This is a genomic window from Streptomyces sp. NPDC017529, assembly GCF_044329785.1.
Taxonomy (GTDB): Bacteria; Actinomycetota; Actinomycetes; order Streptomycetales; family Streptomycetaceae; genus Streptomyces.
In genome coordinates, this window is record NZ_JBIRJY010000008.1 from 163,083 (window position 1) to 180,737 (window position 17,655).

19 protein-coding genes and 5 tRNA genes are annotated in these 17,655 nt (G+C 71.7%); 18 read left to right on the forward strand and 6 right to left on the reverse strand.

All coding sequences use genetic code 11. The features are described 5' to 3' along the window. Positions 1–14 precede the first annotated feature (14 nt). The 5 genes from ACH4K4_RS22065 to ACH4K4_RS22085 all read left to right on the forward strand — a co-directional run bounded on the left by ACH4K4_RS22065 (position 15) and on the right by ACH4K4_RS22085 (position 533). Positions 15–86 (forward strand) — tRNA-Gln (locus ACH4K4_RS22065). 40 nt (positions 87–126) lie between these two features. Further along, positions 127–199, forward strand: a tRNA-Glu gene (locus tag ACH4K4_RS22070). Between the two features lie 63 nt (positions 200–262). After that, a tRNA-Glu gene (locus ACH4K4_RS22075) sits at positions 263–335 on the forward strand. 16 nt (positions 336–351) lie between these two features. Continuing rightward, positions 352–423: transfer RNA gene (locus tag ACH4K4_RS22080), tRNA-Gln, on the forward strand. A gap of 37 nt (positions 424–460) precedes the next feature. Continuing rightward, positions 461–533, forward strand: a tRNA-Glu gene (locus ACH4K4_RS22085). Between the two features lie 71 nt (positions 534–604). On the opposite strand, the gene ACH4K4_RS22090 is transcribed toward ACH4K4_RS22085, so the two are convergent. After that, positions 605–1,255: a MerR family transcriptional regulator gene (locus ACH4K4_RS22090; protein WP_398169391.1), complete on the reverse strand. Its 651-nt coding sequence runs from the start codon at positions 1,253–1,255 to the stop codon at positions 605–607. Positions 1,256–1,340: 85 nt separating this feature from the next. Here ACH4K4_RS22090 and ACH4K4_RS22095 point away from each other — a divergent pair, with 85 nt between their 5' ends. Beyond that, positions 1,341–1,835: a DUF4188 domain-containing protein gene (locus ACH4K4_RS22095; RefSeq protein WP_398169392.1), complete on the forward strand. Its 495-nt coding sequence runs from the start codon at positions 1,341–1,343 to the stop codon at positions 1,833–1,835. Positions 1,836–1,883: 48 nt separating this feature from the next. On the opposite strand, the gene ndgR is transcribed toward ACH4K4_RS22095, so the two are convergent. Further along, the gene (gene ndgR / locus ACH4K4_RS22100; RefSeq protein ID WP_360131283.1) at positions 1,884–2,600 is read right to left on the reverse strand and encodes an IclR family transcriptional regulator NdgR; all 717 of its coding nucleotides are present in this window, start codon (positions 2,598–2,600) and stop codon (positions 1,884–1,886) included. Between the two features lie 170 nt (positions 2,601–2,770). Here ndgR and leuC point away from each other — a divergent pair, with 170 nt between their 5' ends. The 5 genes from leuC to ACH4K4_RS22125 all read left to right on the forward strand — a co-directional run bounded on the left by leuC (position 2,771) and on the right by ACH4K4_RS22125 (position 6,356). Further along, entirely contained in the window at positions 2,771–4,207 is a 1,437-nt protein-coding gene (gene leuC, locus ACH4K4_RS22105; RefSeq protein WP_398169394.1) for a 3-isopropylmalate dehydratase large subunit, read from the forward strand. Positions 4,208–4,212: 5 nt separating this feature from the next. Beyond that, positions 4,213–4,806 carry a 3-isopropylmalate dehydratase small subunit gene (gene leuD / locus ACH4K4_RS22110; protein ID WP_398169396.1) on the forward strand — a complete coding sequence of 198 codons (594 nt, stop codon included), beginning with the start codon at positions 4,213–4,215 and terminating at the stop codon, positions 4,804–4,806. Positions 4,807–4,941: 135 nt separating this feature from the next. Then, positions 4,942–5,187, forward strand: coding sequence for a hypothetical protein (locus tag ACH4K4_RS22115; RefSeq protein ID WP_360131275.1), 246 nt, complete (start codon positions 4,942–4,944; stop codon positions 5,185–5,187). Positions 5,188–5,312: 125 nt separating this feature from the next. After that, positions 5,313–6,014, forward strand: a complete 702-nt coding sequence (locus tag ACH4K4_RS22120; protein ID WP_398169397.1) for an HU family DNA-binding protein — start codon at positions 5,313–5,315, stop codon at positions 6,012–6,014. A 123-nt stretch (positions 6,015–6,137) separates the two neighbouring features. Then, the gene (locus tag ACH4K4_RS22125; RefSeq protein ID WP_360131269.1) at positions 6,138–6,356 is read left to right on the forward strand and encodes a hypothetical protein; all 219 of its coding nucleotides are present in this window, start codon (positions 6,138–6,140) and stop codon (positions 6,354–6,356) included. On the opposite strand, the gene cofC is transcribed toward ACH4K4_RS22125, so the two are convergent. After that, a complete protein-coding gene (gene cofC, locus ACH4K4_RS22130; RefSeq protein WP_398169399.1) occupies positions 6,337–7,026 on the reverse strand; it encodes a 2-phospho-L-lactate guanylyltransferase in 690 nt (229 codons plus the stop codon). The two genes, ACH4K4_RS22125 and cofC, sit on opposite strands and share 20 nt — an antisense overlap. 140 nt (positions 7,027–7,166) lie before the next feature. Here cofC and ACH4K4_RS22135 point away from each other — a divergent pair, with 140 nt between their 5' ends. The 3 genes from ACH4K4_RS22135 to ACH4K4_RS22145 are packed head-to-tail and all read left to right on the forward strand — an operon-like array spanning position 7,167 to position 10,184. Next, positions 7,167–8,000 carry a lysophospholipid acyltransferase family protein gene (locus ACH4K4_RS22135; protein ID WP_398169401.1) on the forward strand — a complete coding sequence of 278 codons (834 nt, stop codon included), beginning with the start codon at positions 7,167–7,169 and terminating at the stop codon, positions 7,998–8,000. Beyond that, the gene (locus tag ACH4K4_RS22140) at positions 7,997–8,998 is read left to right on the forward strand and encodes an NAD(P)H-dependent glycerol-3-phosphate dehydrogenase (RefSeq protein ID WP_398030487.1); all 1,002 of its coding nucleotides are present in this window, start codon (positions 7,997–7,999) and stop codon (positions 8,996–8,998) included. Before ACH4K4_RS22135 ends, ACH4K4_RS22140 begins: the two co-directional genes overlap by 4 nt. Positions 8,999–9,032: 34 nt before the next feature. Beyond that, positions 9,033–10,184, forward strand: a complete 1,152-nt coding sequence (locus ACH4K4_RS22145; protein WP_398169403.1) for a D-alanine--D-alanine ligase family protein — start codon at positions 9,033–9,035, stop codon at positions 10,182–10,184. A gap of 18 nt (positions 10,185–10,202) precedes the next feature. On the opposite strand, the gene ACH4K4_RS22150 is transcribed toward ACH4K4_RS22145, so the two are convergent. Beyond that, positions 10,203–10,694, reverse strand: coding sequence for a DUF3515 domain-containing protein (locus ACH4K4_RS22150; protein WP_398169405.1), 492 nt, complete (start codon positions 10,692–10,694; stop codon positions 10,203–10,205). 8 nt (positions 10,695–10,702) lie between these two features. After that, positions 10,703–10,936, reverse strand: coding sequence for an Lrp/AsnC family transcriptional regulator (locus ACH4K4_RS22155; RefSeq protein ID WP_398169406.1), 234 nt, complete (start codon positions 10,934–10,936; stop codon positions 10,703–10,705). 224 nt (positions 10,937–11,160) lie between these two features. Here ACH4K4_RS22155 and ACH4K4_RS22160 point away from each other — a divergent pair, with 224 nt between their 5' ends. Then, complete coding sequence (locus tag ACH4K4_RS22160) at positions 11,161–12,129, forward strand: thiamine-phosphate kinase (protein ID WP_360131250.1); 969 nt, start codon at positions 11,161–11,163, stop codon at positions 12,127–12,129. Between the two features lie 88 nt (positions 12,130–12,217). Continuing rightward, the gene (gene thiD, locus ACH4K4_RS22165; RefSeq protein WP_398169408.1) at positions 12,218–13,009 is read left to right on the forward strand and encodes a bifunctional hydroxymethylpyrimidine kinase/phosphomethylpyrimidine kinase; all 792 of its coding nucleotides are present in this window, start codon (positions 12,218–12,220) and stop codon (positions 13,007–13,009) included. A gap of 111 nt (positions 13,010–13,120) precedes the next feature. Here the strand turns inward: thiD and rpmB are convergent, their stop codons facing one another. After that, on the reverse strand, positions 13,121–13,306 hold the full coding sequence (gene rpmB, locus ACH4K4_RS22170) for a 50S ribosomal protein L28 (protein ID WP_003984695.1): 186 nt from the start codon (positions 13,304–13,306) through the stop codon (positions 13,121–13,123). A gap of 261 nt (positions 13,307–13,567) precedes the next feature. Between rpmB and ACH4K4_RS22175 the strand changes: the two genes are divergently transcribed. Next, positions 13,568–15,262, forward strand: coding sequence for a DAK2 domain-containing protein (locus tag ACH4K4_RS22175; RefSeq protein WP_398169410.1), 1,695 nt, complete (start codon positions 13,568–13,570; stop codon positions 15,260–15,262). A gap of 95 nt (positions 15,263–15,357) precedes the next feature. After that, the gene (gene recG, locus ACH4K4_RS22180; protein ID WP_398169412.1) at positions 15,358–17,574 is read left to right on the forward strand and encodes an ATP-dependent DNA helicase RecG; all 2,217 of its coding nucleotides are present in this window, start codon (positions 15,358–15,360) and stop codon (positions 17,572–17,574) included. Positions 17,575–17,655: the final 81 nt, after the last annotated feature.

Below are 17,655 nucleotides of genomic sequence, written 5' to 3' on the forward strand. Positions count from 1 at the left end.
GGGTTGCGTTTTGGTGGGCTATGGTGTAATTGGCAGCACGACTGATTCTGGTTCAGTTAGTCTAGGTTCGAGTCCTGGTAGCCCAGCAAGAGATCTTCTGAAGGTTTCTTGATCACGCAGTACCAGGCCCCCGTTGTGTAGCGGCCTAGCACGCCGCCCTCTCAAGGCGGTAGCGCCGGTTCGAATCCGGTCGGGGGTACAGATCCTTTCTCTCCGTCATCTTCGGGTCGCTCCCGGATGTGACGACGCAAGGATCGCTAGGGCCCCCGTTGTGTAGCGGCCTAGCACGCCGCCCTCTCAAGGCGGTAGCGCCGGTTCGAATCCGGTCGGGGGTACTGGTCTATACCACCATGGGCTATGGTGTAATTGGCAGCACGAGTGATTCTGGTTCATTTAGTCTAGGTTCGAGTCCTGGTAGCCCAGCGCGAAACCGCAGGTCGACTGCGGTTCTGCAGAGCAAGCCCCCGTTGTGTAGCGGCCTAGCACGCCGCCCTCTCAAGGCGGTAGCGCCGGTTCGAATCCGGTCGGGGGTACGCGACGAAGAGGCCCTTCCCGGTTGGGGAGGGCCTCTTCGCATGACAGGCCCCAGGGGCGGGGCCCCTTGTCATGAGGCGCCGCCGCGGTACCGGCGGTGCGACTCCTCCGCCTCCGCGATCCGCCGCAGGCTCAGCAGTACCGGTTCGAGCAGTACGGTCAGCGCCACCGCGGCCTCCACCTGCTCGGTGGGCGTCTCGAACTGCTCCACCAAATCCAGGTCGGCGACGGCCAGTTCGCCCGCGATCCGGGCGTACGGCAGCACGTTCGCGACGGCGTGCGGATAGCCGAGCCGGGCGAGCGCGGCCAGGGCGTTCACCAGCATTTCGTACGCGGGGGAGGCCGCCCCCGTCTCCAGTCCGTACCGCCAGCCCAGGCGGTGCAGCAGCTCGTCCGCCGTCCGGCGTGCCGCCGCGGTCTCCGGGGTCTCCTCCGCGGGGCCGGGGGCGTGCGGCAGGGCCCATACGGCAGCGCCGAGGCGCATGTGGTGGTCCAGCGTCTCGTCCTCGACCGCGGCCAGCACCTCGCGGGCGGTGGCCACCGGCATCTTGCCGACCTGGACCAGCGCCCTCACCAGGCGTAGCCGGCGCAGGTGGGCGTCGCCGTACTCGGCGGTGGTGGCGGTGACCCGCTCGCCCGGCGGGAGCAGCCGCTCCCGCAGGTAGTACTTGATCGTGGCGGTGGGCACCCCGCTGCGTTCGCTCAGTTCCGCCAGTCGCATCCTCTTGCGCCCTTCTTTGGAGAGTGCCACTATCCAAGCATGGATAGCATCGCTATCCAAAGTCCGGAGAGGCAGGGGGACAATCGTGAGCGACAAGGTCGTGCCGGGGCGCATGGTGGTGGACACCGACGAGGAGGTGGTCGTCTTCCTGATCGGGATGCGCGTCAACAAGTTCCGGGACGTGCGCAGTTGGATGCCCGTGTGGCTCGGTATGCCACGGATGCTCAAGGAGCTGTCGCGCGAGCGGGATGCGGGCTTGCTCGGCTTCCGGGTGCTGAACGGCGGGCCGCGCTCCTTCACCATCGTCCAGTACTGGGAGTCGCGCGAGAAGCTGTACGCGTACGCCTCGGAGCAGAACATGGAGCACCGCCCCGCGTGGGCGGCGTTCAACCGCCGCGCGCGGAGCGGCAAGGGGGGAGTCGGTATCTGGCACGAGACGTACGTCGTGCCGGCGGGGGCGTACAGCACGATCTACAACACGGTGCCGCCGACCGGGCTCGGGGCCGCGTACGGCCTCGCCCCGGCCGGCCGGGGCGCTCACGGGGCGTCCGCACCCGTGAGCGCGCCGCAGTACGGCTGACGCTCACGGGAGGGCGCGCCGCGCCGCTCCGGCCGGTGTTCTCGCTGGTCAGCCGGTGCGGCGCAGCGCCTCGCTGAGCCGGGCCGCCGCGTCGATGACCGCCTGGGCGTGCATCCGGCCCGGGTGGCGGGTCAGCCGCTCGATCGGTCCGGAGACCGAGACGGCGGCGACCACGCGGTTCGAGGGGCCGCGCACGGGCGCCGAGACCGAGGCCACGCCCGGCTCCCGCTCGCCGATCGACTGGGCCCAGCCGCGGCGCCGTACGCCGGACAGGGCGGTGGCCGTGAAGCGCGCGCCCTGGAGGCCGCGGTGCAGGCGCTCCGGCTCCTCCCAGGCCATCAGGATCTGGGCCGCCGAGCCGGCCTTCATGGGGAGCGTGGAGCCGACCGGGACGGTGTCCCGCAGTCCGGACAGCCGTTCCGCCGCCGCCACGCAGATGCGCATGTCGCCCTGGCGCCGGTAGAGCTGGGCGCTCTCGCCCGTCACGTCGCGCAGGTGGGTGAGCACCGGCCCGGCCGTGGCCAGCAGGCGGTCCTCGCCGGCCGCCGCGGCCAGTTCCGACAGCCGCGGGCCGAGGATGAACCGGCCCTGCATGTCCCTCGCCACCATCCGGTGGTGTTCCAGTGCCACGGCCAGCCGGTGGGCCGTGGGTCGTGCGAGCCCGGTCGCCGCGACCAGCCCGGCGAGGGTGGCCGGACCGGACTCCAGAGCGCTCAGTACGAGAGCTGCCTTGTCGAGAACGCCGACGCCGCTAGAGTTGTCCATGCAACGATACTCACGTCTCACAGTGTGAAACGCAAGTTCAATTTTCCCGGGAAGCCGCCAATCTTTAGTCACGGCCCCGACCAGGGCCCGGCACGACGTCCGGTTTCGGGGGCGGACGCTGCGCACACAGTCGAGTTGGGCCGGCAATGCGGCCGGCCGGAGGGAAAGCGATGGGACGGACACTCGCGGAGAAGGTCTGGGACGACCACGTCGTCCGGCGCGCGGAAGGCGAGCCCGACCTCCTCTTCATCGATCTGCACCTGCTGCACGAGGTGACCAGCCCGCAGGCGTTCGACGGCCTCCGCAAGGCCGGCCGCCGGGTGCGGCGCACCGACCTGACCATCGCCACCGAGGACCACAACACCCCGACCCTCGACATCGACAAGCCCATCGCCGACCCCGTCTCCCGCACCCAGCTGGAGACGCTGCGCAAGAACTGCGCGGAGTTCGGCGTACGGCTGCACCCGCTGGGCGACGTCGAGCAGGGGGTCGTCCACGTGGTGGGACCGCAGTTGGGGCTGACCCAGCCCGGCACCACCGTGGTCTGCGGCGACAGCCACACCTCCACCCACGGCGCGTTCGGCGCGCTGGCCTTCGGCATCGGCACCAGTCAGGTCGAGCACGTGCTGGCCACCCAGACGCTGCCGATGGCGCCCTTCAAGACCATGGCAGTCACCGTCGAGGGCGAACTGCCCGACGGCGTCACCGCCAAGGACCTGATCCTCGCGATCATCGCCAGGATCGGCACCGGCGGCGGGCAGGGCTACGTCATCGAGTACCGCGGCCCGGCCGTCGAGAAGCTCTCGATGGAGGCCCGGATGACCATCTGCAACATGTCCATCGAGGCGGGTGCGCGGGCCGGCATGATCGCCCCCGACGAGACCACCTTCGCCTACCTCAAGGGCCGCGACCACGCGCCCGAGGGCGCCGACTGGGACGCCGCGGTGGAGTACTGGAAGACGCTGCGCACCGACGAGGGCGCGGCCTTCGACCACGAGGTCGTCGTCGACGCCTCCGAGCTGGCCCCGTTCGTCACCTGGGGCACCAACCCGGGCCAGGGCGCGCCGCTTTCCGCGGCCGTCCCCGACCCCGCTTCGTACGAAGACGCTTCGGAGCGCTACGCCGCCGAAAGGGCCCTGGAATACATGGGGTTGACGGCGGGTCAGCCGCTGCGTGAGATCGGCGTCGACACCGTCTTCGTAGGTTCGTGCACCAACGGACGCATCGAGGATCTGCGCGCGGCGGCCGAGGTCGTCCGGGGCCGCCGGGTCGCCGACGGTGTACGGATGCTCGTCGTCCCCGGCTCGGTCCGGGTCGCCCTCCAGGCGGTCGAGGAGGGGCTCGACAAGGTCTTCACCCAGGCCGGTGCCGAGTGGCGGCACGCCGGCTGCTCGATGTGCCTGGGCATGAACCCCGACCAGCTGGCACCCGGCGAGCGCTCCGCCTCCACCTCCAACCGCAACTTCGAGGGCCGGCAGGGCAAGGGCGGCCGCACCCACCTGGTCTCGCCTCAGGTCGCCGCCGCAACGGCGGTTCTCGGCCATCTGGCATCGCCGGCCGACCTGGCCGGCGCCGACGCCGACGTACGCACGCCCGCGGGAGTCTGAGAACGATGGAAGCATTCACCACGCACACCGGCCGGGCCGTGCCGCTGCGCCGCAGCAACGTCGACACCGACCAGATCATCCCGGCCCACTGGCTCAAGAAGGTCACCCGGGACGGCTTCGAGGACGGGCTCTTCGAGGCCTGGCGCAAGGATCCGCGGTTCGTGCTGAACCAGGAGGCGTACCGGGGGGCGACCGTTCTGGTGGCCGGGCCCGACTTCGGCACCGGCTCCTCGCGCGAGCACGCGGTGTGGGCCCTGCAGAACTACGGCTTCAAGGCCGTCGTCTCCTCGCGTTTCGCGGACATCTTCCGGGGCAACTCGCTGAAGAACGGACTGCTGACCGTCGTGCTCCCGCAGGAGACCGTCGAGGCGCTACAGGAGCTCGCCGAGACGGACCCCGCCGCGGAGGTCACCGTCGACCTCGTCGGCCGGCAGGTCCGGGCGCCGGGCATCACCGCTGGGTTCGAGCTGGACGAGAACGCGCGTTGGAGGCTGCTGGAGGGCCTGGACGACATCAGCCTCACCCTTCGGGAGGAGGAGGCCATCGCCGCGTACGAGGCGAACAGGCCGTCGTTCAAGCCGCAAACGGTAGTAGTCTGACCTCGGGTTTTTTGGCTCAAAGCCTTATTGCGTACGATGCGCCCCTTGCTAGTTGGCAGGGGGCGCATCGGCGTGTGAAGGCTGCTGTTGAGGCCCCGTGAAGCGACAACTCGCCGCAGATGGCACAATTAGCGCATGGAACGCGACGACCAACTCAAGCTCTACGGTCTCGTCGCCGACCGACTCAAGGACGCACACACACGAGTGCGGACACTGCAAGTCCCGGAGGGCGTACGCATGGCGCTGACCCGGAAGCTGCTCGTCATCACGGCGGCGGCGAAACACGATCTGGCGGACGCGGCAAGGCGTCTGGAGTGGTTCATGAACGACCTCGACGAGGGTCGCTTTCCCGAAGACGTGCACGCCGACGGAACTCCGTGAAGGTCGAGTTCGTTGCGGCACAAGGGTGATTAGCCCGTTTCGTGTTTGATTTGCGGTATATATCTGCCTAACGTGCGAAAAGGCTTGAACACTTTCGTTCCAGCAATGTCTCCGAAGGGGAAGACGTGAACAAGGCGCAGCTCGTAGAAGCCATTGCCGACAAGCTCGGCGGCCGTCAGAACGCCGCGGACGCGGTGGACGCGGTACTGGACGCAATCGTCCGTGCAGTTGTCTCCGGCGACCGCGTATCGGTCACCGGATTCGGCTCGTTCGAGAAGGTGGACCGTCCGGCCCGCTACGCCCGCAACCCGCAGACGGGTGAGCGGGTACGGGTCAAGAAGACCTCGGTGCCCCGTTTCCGCGCGGGCCAGGGCTTCAAGGACCTGGTCAGCGGCTCGAAGAAGCTCCCGAAGAACGACGTGGCCGTGAAGAAGGCCCCCAAGGGCAGCCTCTCGGGCGGTTCTTCCACCCGTACGACGGCCAAGGCCGCCGCCAAGAAGGCCACCGCCAAGAAGTCGGCCGCGAAGAAGACCACGGCCACCGCCAAGAAGGCCACGCCGGCGAAGAAGACCACCGCCACGGCGAAGAAGACGACGGCGACGCCGGCGAAGAAGACCACCGCCACGGCGAAGAAGTCGGCGGCCAAGAAGACCACGGCCGCCGCCAAGAAGGCCACCCCGGCCAAGAAGGCCACCGCCACCACCGCCAAGAAGGCGACGGCCAAGAAGACCGCGCCCGCGAAGAAGGCGACGGCGAAGAAGGCCCCGGCCAAGAAGACCACGGCCCGCAAGACCACCGCCAAGAAGACCACCGCCCGCAAGCGGTAATTCAGCAGCGGCGACGCCACGCGTCGGGCCGGACTCCCCCCGGGGAGCCCGGCCCGCGGTGCGTGGCGATCCTACGGCCTCGGCGTACGGCAGCGGCGTATCCACGCCGTCTAGGCTGTCCGCATGCAGGCCACCGCGTACACCTACGACGACCAGACCCGTTCCGGCAGCGTGCTGCTCGACGACGGGACGCCGCTGCCCTTCGACGCGGCGGCGTTCGACGCGGGCGGCCTGCGGCTGCTGCGGCCCGGCCAGCGGGTACGCATCGACGTCGAGGGCGAGGCGGGCGGCGGGGACAAGGACGGGCGCCGGATCGTGCTCGTCACGCTCCAGACGTTCTGACGCCCTCCGCACGCTCCGCGAAAGCCGGTGTCCGCGGCAGGCAGCGGGCCGTGTGCGGCCCCACGCCCAGCGCCAGCGCGGCCCGCAGATCCTCGCCGGTGTCCACGTCCCGGCGTACGGAACCGGCGCCCGCCGGCGCGATCTCGCGGGCCCCCGAATCCAGGTGACGCGCCCGGGACGGCCCCCCGAAAGCGGGCGCCAATTCCACCCCGGAAGCCGCGGTCAGCAGCGTCGTACCGATTTCCGCCGCATCCGCGAGAAATGCCCGGGGAAATGCGGCGGCGGCCGACAGTACCCGGCGCAGTTCCGCCGGGCGCAACGCCGGGAGATCGGCGTTGAGTGCCGCCACGGGGGCCGCGGCGCGCCGGGCGCGTACCGCGTCGGCGCCGTGAGCCAGCGCCGCGTTCAAGCCCCGGGCCGGAATGTCGGCCACGATGCGCGCCCCGAGGGCCGCCAGGCGTTCCCCGGCCAGCGGATCGTCCGTGACAACCGCCACATCCGCGACGTCTTCGCAGGCCAGCGCGGCGGCCACGGTATCCAGCGCGAACGCCAGTGCCAACCGGGGCCGCAGCTCCTCGCCCACCGCAGGGGACAGCCTGCTCTTCGCCCGTACCAGGGGTTTCAGGGGTACGACCAGGCTCCAGCCCGCGTCCCCTCCGTCACTTCGCATCGCCCTCATTCTCACCCGCCGTCACCGCCATCCGGCAGCGGCGGGGTTACGGTGTTCTCGACATAGCGGGTACCTGGGGCGACACTTGTGCGGCTGCCGGGTCGCAGCAGCTCAGCAGATCCCACAAGGAGGGTGTCCCAGTGTCCCGCCGCAGAATCGGCTTCTGGTACCGCTTGGCCGCGGTCATCTGCAAACCGCCGCTCCTGGTTCTGTTCAAGCGGGACTGGCAGGGAATGGAGCACATTCCCGCCGACGGCGGATTTATCACCGTGGTCAACCACAACTCGTATCTGGATCCGCTCTCGTATGCGCACTACCAGTACAACACCGGCCGGGTCCCGCGATTCCTCGCCAAGTCGGGCCTCTTCAAGGGCGGCTTTGTCGGCCTGATGATGCGCGGCACCGGCCAGATCCCCGTCTACCGGGAATCCACCGACGCCGCCGTGGCCTTCCGCGCCGCGGTGGCCGCCATCGACAAGGGCGAATGTGTCGCCTTCTACCCCGAGGGCACCCTCACCAGGGACCCCGACATGTGGCCCATGCAGGGCAAGACCGGGGCCGCCCGGGTGGCGTTGCTCACCAAGGCGCCGGTGGTCCCGGTGGCACAGTGGGGCGCCAACGAGGTGATGCCGCCCTACGCCAAGGAGAAGAAGCTGCGCCTCTTCCCGCGCAAGACGCTGCGGGTCAAGGCGGGGCCGCCGGTCGACCTGAGCGAGTTCTACGGCAAGGAGCCGACCGCCGAGGTGCTGCGCGCGGTGACCGACAAGGTCATGGCCGCCGTCACCGAGATCCTCTCCGAGGTGCGCGGCGAGCCGGTGCCCGCCGAGCCGTACGACCACAAGAAGGCCGTCGCCGCCCGGCGCGACCGCAGCCGCCGCGACCGGGCAGCGGCCGAACGGGCGTGGGAACTGGACGAGCAGGGCGTGAAACTGGACGACCAGGCACCGAAGACACAGGAGGATGAAGGCAAGTGACGCGCTGCGCCGTCTACGGCACGGGGTCCTGGGGTACCGCATTCGCGATGGTGCTCGGTGACGCGGGCTGCGAGGTGACGATGTGGGGCCGCAGAGCGGGCCTGGTCGACGCCATCAACACCGGCCGCACCAACCCCGACTACCTGCCGGACGCGGAACTGCCCGCCTCCGTACGGGCCACCACGGACCCCGCGGAGGCCGCGCACGGCGCAGATTTCACCGTCCTGGCCATCCCCTCGCAGACGCTGCGCGAGAACCTCGCCGCCTGGGCGCCCCTGCTGCCCGCCGACACCGTCCTGGTCTCCCTGATGAAGGGCGTCGAACTGGGCACCGCCAAGCGGATGAGCGAGGTCGTCGAGGAGGTCGCCAAGGCCCCGGCCGAGCGCGTCGCGGTGCTGACCGGGCCCAACCTGGCCAAGGAGATCGCCGCCCGGCAGCCCGCCGCCGCGGTCGTGGCCTGCGCCGACGAGGCGGTGGCCCGGCGCCTCCAGGCCGCCTGCCACACCCCGTACTTCCGCCCCTACACCAACACCGACGTGGTCGGCGCCGAGCTGGGCGGCGCGGTCAAGAACGTCATCGCGCTGGCGGTCGGCATGGCCGGCGGCATGGGACTGGGCGACAACGCCAAGGCCTCCCTGATCACCCGCGGCCTCGCCGAAACCACCCGCCTGGGCCTGGCGATGGGCGCCGACGCGCACACCTTCGCCGGGCTCGCCGGAATGGGTGACCTGGTCGCCACCTGCTCCTCGCCGCTCTCGCGCAACAACACCTTCGGCGCCAACCTCGGCCGCGGCATGACGCTGGAGGAGACCATCGCGGTCACCAAGCAGACCGCGGAGGGCGTCAAGTCCTGCGAGTCGGTACTGGATCTCGCCCGCCGGCACGGCGTCGACATGCCGATCACCGAGACGGTCGTGGACATCGTCCACGAGGGCAAGCCGCCGCTGGTGGCCCTGAAGGAACTGATGTCACGCAGCGCCAAGCCGGAGCGGCACTGACTCCGCCTGGGGCAGCAGGTACGCTCAACGCGATATGAGCAGCGAGACCACCTCCCACAAGCCCCGCGTCGCCGTCGTGTTCGGCGGACGCAGCTCCGAGCACGCCGTCTCCGTGGTCACCGCGGGCGCCGTGCTGGCCGCCATCGACCGCGAGAAGTACGAAGTGCTGCCCATCGGCGTCACCCCGGAAGGCCGTTGGGTCCTGAGTGCCGACGATCCCGAGCGGATGGTCTTCTCCGACCGGCGGCTGCCGAGCGTGGCGGACCTGGCCGAGTCCGCAGAGGGCGCCGTCCAGCTCCCCACGGACCCGACCAGCCGCGAGGTCGTCTACGGCGAGCCCGGCTCGGTGCCCAAGGCGCTGGGCGAGGTCGACGTCGTCTTCCCCGTCCTGCACGGCCCGTACGGCGAGGACGGCACGATCCAGGGCCTCCTGGAGCTCTCCGGCGTCCCCTACGTCGGTTCGGGCGTGCTCGCCTCGGCCGTCGGCATGGACAAGGAGTACATGAAGCGGGTGTTCGTCTCCTACGGGCTGCCGGTCGGCCCGTACGAGGTCGTCCGCCCGCACGAGTGGGAGCAGGGCCCCGAGGGGCAGAAGGGCGCCGCGGCCCGCAAGAAGATCGTGGACTTCGCCGGGGAACACGGCTGGCCGCTCTTCGTCAAGCCCGCCCGCGCCGGGTCCTCCATGGGCATCACCAAGGTCGACGACCTCTCCGGCCTGGACGCGGCCATCGAGGAAGCGCGCCGCCACGACCCGAAGATCCTGGTGGAGTCGCTGCTGACCGGCCGCGAGATCGAGTGCGGCGTGCTGGAGTTCCCCGACGGGCCGCGCGGCAGCCTGCCGGCCGAGATCCCGCCCGTCTCCGACCACGCCTTCTACGACTTCGAGGCCAAGTACATCGACTCGGCCAGCGGCATCGTGCCCGCCCCGCTGACCGCGGAGCAGACCGCCGGGGTCCGGGAGCTGGCCGTACGCGCCTTCGAGGCGCTGTCCTGCGAGGGCCTGGCGCGCGTCGACTTCTTCCTCCAGGACGACGGCGAGTTCGTGATCAACGAGATCAACACGATGCCCGGCTTCACGCCCATCTCGATGTACCCGCGGATGTGGCAGGAGACCGGCGTGAGCTACCCGGAGCTGATCGACCTGCTGGTCCAGGCGGCGCTGCGGCGCTCCACGGGCCTGCGCTGACGCGGCCGGCCGGACGTCTCAGACCCCGGCCGGCACCGTCTTCTTGACGGCGCCCGCGAGGTCGGTGAGCACATCGACCTCGGGGGCGTACTTCTTCGGCACGCTCACCTCGACGTACGTCTTGCGCAGTACGGTCGTGAAGCGGTATCCGTCGTCCTGCTGCTCGAAGAGCCACTCGACGCCGTTGACTTCCGCCGCGTCCGCACCGGGGTTGTAATGTTCACTTCCAGGCGTCAGCACGGCGGGCTTCGGTACCCCGCAGCGCAGCCGGACGGCCGGATCGCCCCAGACGGCGGTGAAGTCCGACACCGGATCGGCGGTACCCCGCTCCAGCCCGTCCACGGTCCGCGGCAACTCCTTCCGGAGTGCCCGGCACTGCCGTGCGGCCTCGCCCTGTGGCGCGGGGGCCGCGGTGGGGACCGAGGACGAGCAGCTCACCGCGGCGAACGCCACGGTGAGCAGGGCCGGTGCCAGCAGCCGGCGCGACGAGGAGATCACCCGGCCGAGCATACGGGGAGCTAGAGATGGACCACCGGGCAGGTCAGGGTGCGGGTGATGCCGTCCACTTGCTGGACCTTGGCGACCACCATGCGGCCGAGCCCGTCGACCGTGTCGGCCTGGGCCCGCACGATCACGTCGTACGGGCCTGTGACGTCCTCGGCCTGGATCACGCCGGGAATCTTGGCGATCACTTCCGCTACGGCCGATGCCTTTCCCACCTCGGTCTGGATCAGGATGTACGCCTGTACCACGGGACCTCCAGGGCGGGTTCGAGGATCATGTGGGAAGAAGGGACGCCACGGTACCGCGTCGGTGCGCGCGCCGGGGAGACCCGCGCGGGGTACGCGGCGCGCGGCGCAACCGGCGGCGGAACGGGGACCGTCGACACAGGGGGAGCGGGGGCCGTCCCCGCGGCAGTGGAGTACGGATCGGCAGCGCAGTACGGATCGTCCGTACGCATCGGAAGGGCAGCAGCATGAAGGGCACCGTGGGCGAGCTGGGAGAGTTCGGCCTGATCAGGGAGCTCACCTCCCGGCTCACCGCCACGCCGGCCGTACGGATCGGCCCCGGCGACGACGCCGCGGTGGTCACCGCGCCGGACCGCAGGGTCGTGGCCAGCACCGACGTACTTCTCGAAGGGCGGCACTTCCGCCGCGACTGGTCCACCGCCTACGACGTGGGCCGCAAGGCCGCCGCGCAGAACCTGGCCGACATCGCCGCCATGGGCGCGGTGCCCACCGCCATCCTGCTCGGCCTGGTGGTGCCCGCCGAACTACCCGCGACCTGGGCGACCGAGCTGATGGACGGGCTGCGCGACGAGTGCCAGGTGGCGGGGGCCGCCGTGGTGGGCGGCGACGTCGTACGCGGCGACACCATCACCGTCGCGATCACCGCCTTGGGGGACCTGCGCAACCAGGAGCCCGTCACCCGATCCGGTGCCCAGCCGGGCGACGTGGTCGCCGTCACGGGCTGGCTCGGCTGGTCGGCGGCCGGGCACGCGGTCCTCTCCCGCGGCTTCCGCTCCCCGCGCGCCTTCGTGGAGGCACACCGCCGCCCCGAACCGCCGTACCACGCGGGCCCGGCGGCGGCCGGCCTCGGCGCCACCGCCATGACCGACGTCAGCGACGGCCTGGTCGCCGACCTCGGCCACATCGCCGACGCCAGCAAGGTCCGCATCGACCTGCGCTCCGGCCAGATCGACATCCCCACGCAGATGTCCGACATCGGCACCGCGGTCGGCGTGGACCCGATGCAGTGGGTGCTCAACGGGGGCGAGGACCACGCGATCGTGGCGACCTTCCCGCCGGACGTGAAGCTGCCCGCCCGCTGGAAGGTGATCGGCGAGGTGCTGAACCCGTCGGCGCTGCCGCAGGTCACGGTGGACGGCGCGCCGTGGGCCAAGGCGGGGTGGGACCACTTCGGCGACAACGAGGACGCCGAGTAGGCCGGGAACCCGTGCCCGGACCCCGCCGGCCGGCCCGCGCTCCGGCCGCACGCGGGCCGCTTCGCGGGGCCCGGGTAGATTCGCGGGCATGCGCATACCTCCACGCGTCCTGACCGTCGCCGGATCCGACTCCGGCGGCGGCGCGGGCATCCAGGCCGACCTGAAGACGATGCTGGCGCTCGGCACGCACGGCATGAGCGTGCTGACCGCCGTCACCGCGCAGAACTCGCTGGGCGTCCAGGGCGCGTGGGAGCTGCCCGCCGAGGCCGTACGGGCCCAGTTCCGCAGCGTCGTGGACGACATCGGCGTGCAGGCCGTGAAGACCGGCATGCTCTCCTCGCCGGAACTGGTCGAGACCGTCGCCGGCCTGCTCGCCGGGGTGCGGGCGCCGGTCGTCGTCGACCCGGTCGGCGTCTCGAAGCACGGCGACGCGCTGCTGGCGGCCTCCGCCCTGGACGCGGTCCGTACGAAGCTGCTGCCCACGGCCACCCTCGCCACCCCCAACCTCGACGAGGTCGCCCAGCTCACCGGCGTACGGGTCCGGGAGGAGGCCGACATGCCGCGGGCCGCCGCCGCGATCCTCGGGTTCGGGCCGCGGTGGGCGCTGATCAAGGGCGGCCACCTGGCGGGCGACGCCGCCGACCTGCTCACGGACGGCACCGAGGAGCACTGGCTGCGCGCCCCCCGGCACGACAACCGGCACACCCACGGCACCGGCTGCACCCTGGCCAGCGCGGTCGCCGCGCAGCTCGCGAAGGGGGACACCGTCCCGGAGGCCGTCGCGGCGGCCAAGGAGTACGTCACCGGCGCCATCGCGGCCGGCTTCCGCCTGGGCGCGGGGATCGGGCCGGTCGATCACGGGTGGCGGACGCGGGGCTAGGCCGGCGCGGGCGCCCTCCCCGAAGGCGGGCGCCCGGAGACGGCAAAAAGCCGGCCCACCGAGGTGGACCGGCTTTAAGGCAACCGGCTGGGCTGCGCTACGACTATGACGTCAGCGCGAGACCTTGCCGGCCTTGATGCACGAGGTGCAGACGTTGAGCCGCTTCGGCGTGCGCCCGATGACCGCGCGCACCGTCTGGATGTTGGGGTTCCAACGACGGTTGGTACGGCGGTGCGAGTGGGAAACGCTCTTGCCGAAGCCCGGCCCCTTGCCGCAGACGTCGCAGTTGGCAGCCACGGGTCACTCCAAAGACTTCAGATGCACTTACGGTGAATCCCGACGAGCGGAGTGCATTGAACCGACCCGATTCGCCAGGAGAGGAATGGCCCGATTCGCATCGGGCAACCGGAGCAGCATACAACGACCGCTCCCGTAGAACGAAACTACCATGACCGCTCCGGCCCCCGCCCCGGCCGCCGGGCCCGCACGCGGCTACTGTGCGGTGGATCGCATGACCGAGCCGAGCCCGCGACGGGCCACTGGCCGAGGAGGACGACGGTGCCGCACCCGCTCGACGCCGCTGCGGTACGCACCTGGTGCGGCCTGGCGCTGCAGGCCCTGGGGCGCGAGCGCGAGCGGATCGACGCGATCAACGTCTACCCGGTGGCCGACGGGGACACCGGCACCAACCTGTACCTGACCGTGGAGTCCGCGGCCCGCGCGGTCGAGGCCGCCTTCGACGGGCACGGCGCCTCCGGAACCGCGCCGGACCTGTCCGACGCCGTCGGCGCCATGGCACACGGAGCCCTGATCGGCGCGCGCGGCAACTCCGGGACGATCCTCGCGCAGCTGCTGCGCGGCATGGCCGAGGTCCTCGGGGACGGCGCGGCGGGCCGGGCGGACGGCGGCGATGGCGCCGCGGCGGCGCTGAAGCGGGCGCTGCGGCGGGCGGCCGAGTCGACGTACGAAGCGGTGGCACACCCCGTGGAGGGCACGGTGCTCACGGTCGCCACGGTGGCCGCGCAGGCCGCGGAGCGGGCCGACGGGAGCCCGGCGGCGGTGGCGCGGGCCGCGTACGAAGGGGCGCGCACCGCCCTGGAGGCGACGCCGGGGCAGCTGGCGGTGCTGGGCCGGGCGGGCGTCGTGGACGCGGGAGGCTGCGGCCTGGTCGCGCTGCTGGGCGCGCTGGCCGGGGCGCTGTCGGGGCAGAACCCGACGGCGGCGATCGCGGTACGGCCCGGCGCCCCCGTCCCGGCGGCCGAAGGCTGCCCGGCGGCGGACGGGGACGGGCACGACCCCGAGGAGCGGCACGGGAACGACGCGGCCCCGGACGGGCCGGCCTTCGAAGTGATCTACCTCCTGGAGGCCGACGACGCCGCCGTGGCCCGGCTGCGCGCCCGGCTGGACGGGCTCGGCGACTCCCTCGTGGTGGTCGGCGGGGACGGGCTGTGGAACGTGCACGTCCACGTGGACGACGCGGGCGCCGCCGTCGAGGCGGGCATCGAGGCGGGCCGCCCGTACCGCATCCGCATCACCCACTTCGGGGCGTCCGGAGGAGCCGGGTCCCCCCGCCGCCGCGAGCCGGAGCCCGTGGCGCGTGCGGTGGTGACCGTGGTGCCGGGGGACGGGCTCGCCGGGCTGTGTGCCGAGGCCGGCGCGACCACGGTGACCGTGCGCCCCGGGGAGCCGCCCGCCAGCGGCGAGCTGGTCCAGGCGATCCGGCAGGCGCACGCGCGCGAGGTCGTGCTGCTGCCCAACGACCCCGAACTGCGGCACACCGCGGCAGCGGCGGCCGAACAGGCCCGTACCGAGGGCGTACGGGTCGCCCTGATCCCGACCCGCTCCGCCGTCCAGGGCATCGCCGCCCTCGCCGTGCACGAGCCGGCCCGCAGCTTCGACGAGGACGTCGTGGCGATGACCTCGGCCGCCGGTGCCACCCGCTACGCGGAGCTGGCCGTCGCCGAACGGCAGTCCTGGACGATGGCCGGCGTCTGCCAGGCGGGGGACGTCCTCGGGCTGATCGACGGGGACGTGGTGGTGATCGGCACCGACCTGGCCGTGACCGCGACGGCCGTCTTGGACCGGATGCTCTCCGCGGGCGGGGAAATGGTCACGTTCGTCCTGGGCGCGGACCTCCCCGATTCCCTCGCGGCCCGCCTGGAAAGGCACGTACGGGAACGCCACCTGGCCGTGGACACCGTCGTCTACGAGGGCGGGCAGCGCGGCGCCCCCCTCATCATCGGCGTCGAATAGCGCCCGGAAAGGCCGTACGGAAAGCCGTGCAGGACCCGGCGGAATCCCGGCGGAATCCCGGGGCCTGCCGCCGGTTGTCAGTGGCGTGGTGTGCAATGGTCTGCGTGTCCGCGCTCGACGAACCCCTGAAGAAGATTCTCGGTGGCACCACCGCGAAGGTGATGGCCGAGCATCTCGGTCTGCACACGGTCGGCGACCTGCTGCACCACTATCCCCGCAAATACGCGGAGCGTGGCGAGCTGACCCGGCTTTCCGACCTGCCGCTGGACGAACACGTCACCGTCGTCGCGCGGGTCGCGGACGCCCGGGTGCTGAAATTCAACAACGGCCGCGGGCAGCGCCTGGAGGTGACCCTCACCGACGGCAGCGGCCGGCTCCAGCTCGTCTTCTTCGGCAAGGGCATCCACAAACCGCACAAGGACCTGCTGCCCGGCCGCCGCGCGATGTTCGCGGGCAAGGTCTCGGTCTTCAACCGCAAGCTGCAACTGGCCCACCCCGAGTACGCCCTGCTGGACGGCGAGGGCGGGGAGGGCGGCGAGGAGGCCGTGGACGCCTTCGCCGGCCGCCTCATGCCGATCTACCCGGCCTGCCAGCAGATGGCCTCCTGGAAGATCGGCAAGGCCGTCGACGCGGTGCTGCCCAGCGCGGGGGAGGCGCTGGACCCGCTGCCGGCGGCGCTGCGCGAGGGACGGGCGCTGCTGCCGCTCCCGGAGGCGCTGGAGAAGATCCACCGGCCGCGCACGAAGGCCGACATCGAGGACGCGCGCTCCCGGCTGAAGTGGGACGAGGCGTTCGTCCTCCAGGTGGCACTGGCCAGACGTCGCCTGGCGGAGACCCAACTCCCCGCCACCCCGCGCCCGTTGACCCCCGGCGGCCTGCTCGACGCCTTCGACGCGAAGCTCCCCTTCACCCTCACCGACGGCCAGCAGAAGGTCAGCCGCGAGATCTTCGACGACCTGGCGACCGACCACCCGATGCACCGGCTCTTGCAGGGGGAAGTGGGTTCCGGGAAAACCATGGTCGCCCTGCGCGCCATGCTCGCCGTCGTGGACACCGGCGGGCAGGCGGCCATGCTCGCGCCCACCGAGGTGCTGGCCCAGCAGCACCACCGTTCCATCACGGAAATGATGGGGGAGTTGGCCGAGGGAGGAATGCTCGGCGGTGCCGAGCACGGCACGAAGGTGGTGCTGCTGACGGGGTCGATGGGCGCCGCGGCCCGCCGCCAGGCCCTGCTGGACCTCGTCACGGGCGAGGCCGGCATCGTGATCGGCACCCATGCGCTGATCGAGGACAAGGTGCAGTTCCACGACCTGGGCCTGGTCGTGGTCGACGAGCAGCACCGCTTCGGCGTGGAGCAGCGCGACGCGCTGCGCGGCAAGGGCAAGCAGCCGCCGCACCTGCTCGTCATGACCGCGACCCCCATTCCCCGTACGGTCGCGATGACCGTCTTCGGCGACCTGGAGACCTCCGTACTGGACCAACTCCCCGCCGGGCGCTCCCCGATCACCAGCCATGTCGTGCCCGCCAAGGAGAAGCCGCACTTCCTCGCGCGGGCCTGGGAGCGGGTGCGCGAGGAGGTCGAGTCCGGCCACCAGGCGTACGTGGTCTGCCCCCGCATCGGCGACGAGGAGGACGCGCCGAAGGCCAAGGGCGCCAAGAAGAAGGACGCCGAGGAGGCCGCGGCGGGCGAGGACAAGCGGCCGCCGCTGGCCGTCCTGGACGTCGCGGGTCAGCTCGTGAAGGGCCCGCTCGCCGGGCTGCGCGTCGAGGCGCTGCACGGCCGGATGCACCCGGACGACAAGGACGCGGTGATGCGCCGGTTCGCGGCCGGCGAGGTGGACGCGCTGGTGGCGACCACCGTCATCGAGGTCGGCGTGAACGTGCCCAACGCCACCGCCATGGTGATCATGGACGCGGACCGCTTCGGCGTCTCGCAGCTGCACCAGCTGCGCGGCCGGGTGGGCCGCGGCTCGGCGCCCGGCCTGTGCCTGCTGGTCAGCGAGATGCCGGAGGCGAGCCCCGCGCGCGCCCGGCTCGCCGCGGTCGCCGGCACCCTGGACGGCTTCGAGCTGTCCCGCATCGACCTGGAGCAGCGCCGCGAGGGCGACGTCCTCGGCCAGGCCCAGTCCGGCGCCCGTACGTCCCTGCGGATGCTCGCCGTCATCGAGGACGAACAGGTCATCGAGGCCGCCCGCGAGGAGGCCACCGCGGTGGTCGCGGCCGACCCCGAGCTGGCCGGCCACCCGGAGCTGCGCATCGCCCTCCAGGCGCTGCTGGACGCCGAGCGCGAGCAGTACCTCGACAAGGGCTGAGCTGCGCCCCGGCCCGGGTGCCACGGCTCCGCGCCACCCGACGCCATAGGGTGGGGGACGGCCCGCGCAGGCGGGCCGCTC

What these genes read in the sequence shown, in the direction of transcription:
- ACH4K4_RS22090 (WP_398169391.1), bottom strand. Translation starts at nt 1,255, where the DNA reads ATGCGACTGGCGGAACTGAGCGAACGCAGCGGGGTGCCCACCGCCACG.
- ndgR (WP_360131283.1), bottom strand. Translation starts at nt 2,600, where the DNA reads ATGGACAACTCTAGCGGCGTCGGCGTTCTCGACAAGGCAGCTCTCGTA.
- leuC (WP_398169394.1), top strand. Translation starts at nt 2,771, where the DNA reads ATGGGACGGACACTCGCGGAGAAGGTCTGGGACGACCACGTCGTCCGG.
- leuD (WP_398169396.1), top strand. Translation starts at nt 4,213, where the DNA reads ATGGAAGCATTCACCACGCACACCGGCCGGGCCGTGCCGCTGCGCCGC.
- ACH4K4_RS22115 (WP_360131275.1), top strand. Translation starts at nt 4,942, where the DNA reads ATGGAACGCGACGACCAACTCAAGCTCTACGGTCTCGTCGCCGACCGA.
- ACH4K4_RS22125 (WP_360131269.1), top strand. Translation starts at nt 6,138, where the DNA reads ATGCAGGCCACCGCGTACACCTACGACGACCAGACCCGTTCCGGCAGC.
- cofC (WP_398169399.1), bottom strand. Translation starts at nt 7,026, where the DNA reads ATGCGAAGTGACGGAGGGGACGCGGGCTGGAGCCTGGTCGTACCCCTG.
- ACH4K4_RS22145 (WP_398169403.1), top strand. Translation starts at nt 9,033, where the DNA reads ATGAGCAGCGAGACCACCTCCCACAAGCCCCGCGTCGCCGTCGTGTTC.
- ACH4K4_RS22150 (WP_398169405.1), bottom strand. Translation starts at nt 10,694, where the DNA reads ATGCTCGGCCGGGTGATCTCCTCGTCGCGCCGGCTGCTGGCACCGGCC.
- ACH4K4_RS22160 (WP_360131250.1), top strand. Translation starts at nt 11,161, where the DNA reads ATGAAGGGCACCGTGGGCGAGCTGGGAGAGTTCGGCCTGATCAGGGAG.
- thiD (WP_398169408.1), top strand. Translation starts at nt 12,218, where the DNA reads ATGCGCATACCTCCACGCGTCCTGACCGTCGCCGGATCCGACTCCGGC.
- recG (WP_398169412.1), top strand. Translation starts at nt 15,358, where the DNA reads ATGGTCTGCGTGTCCGCGCTCGACGAACCCCTGAAGAAGATTCTCGGT.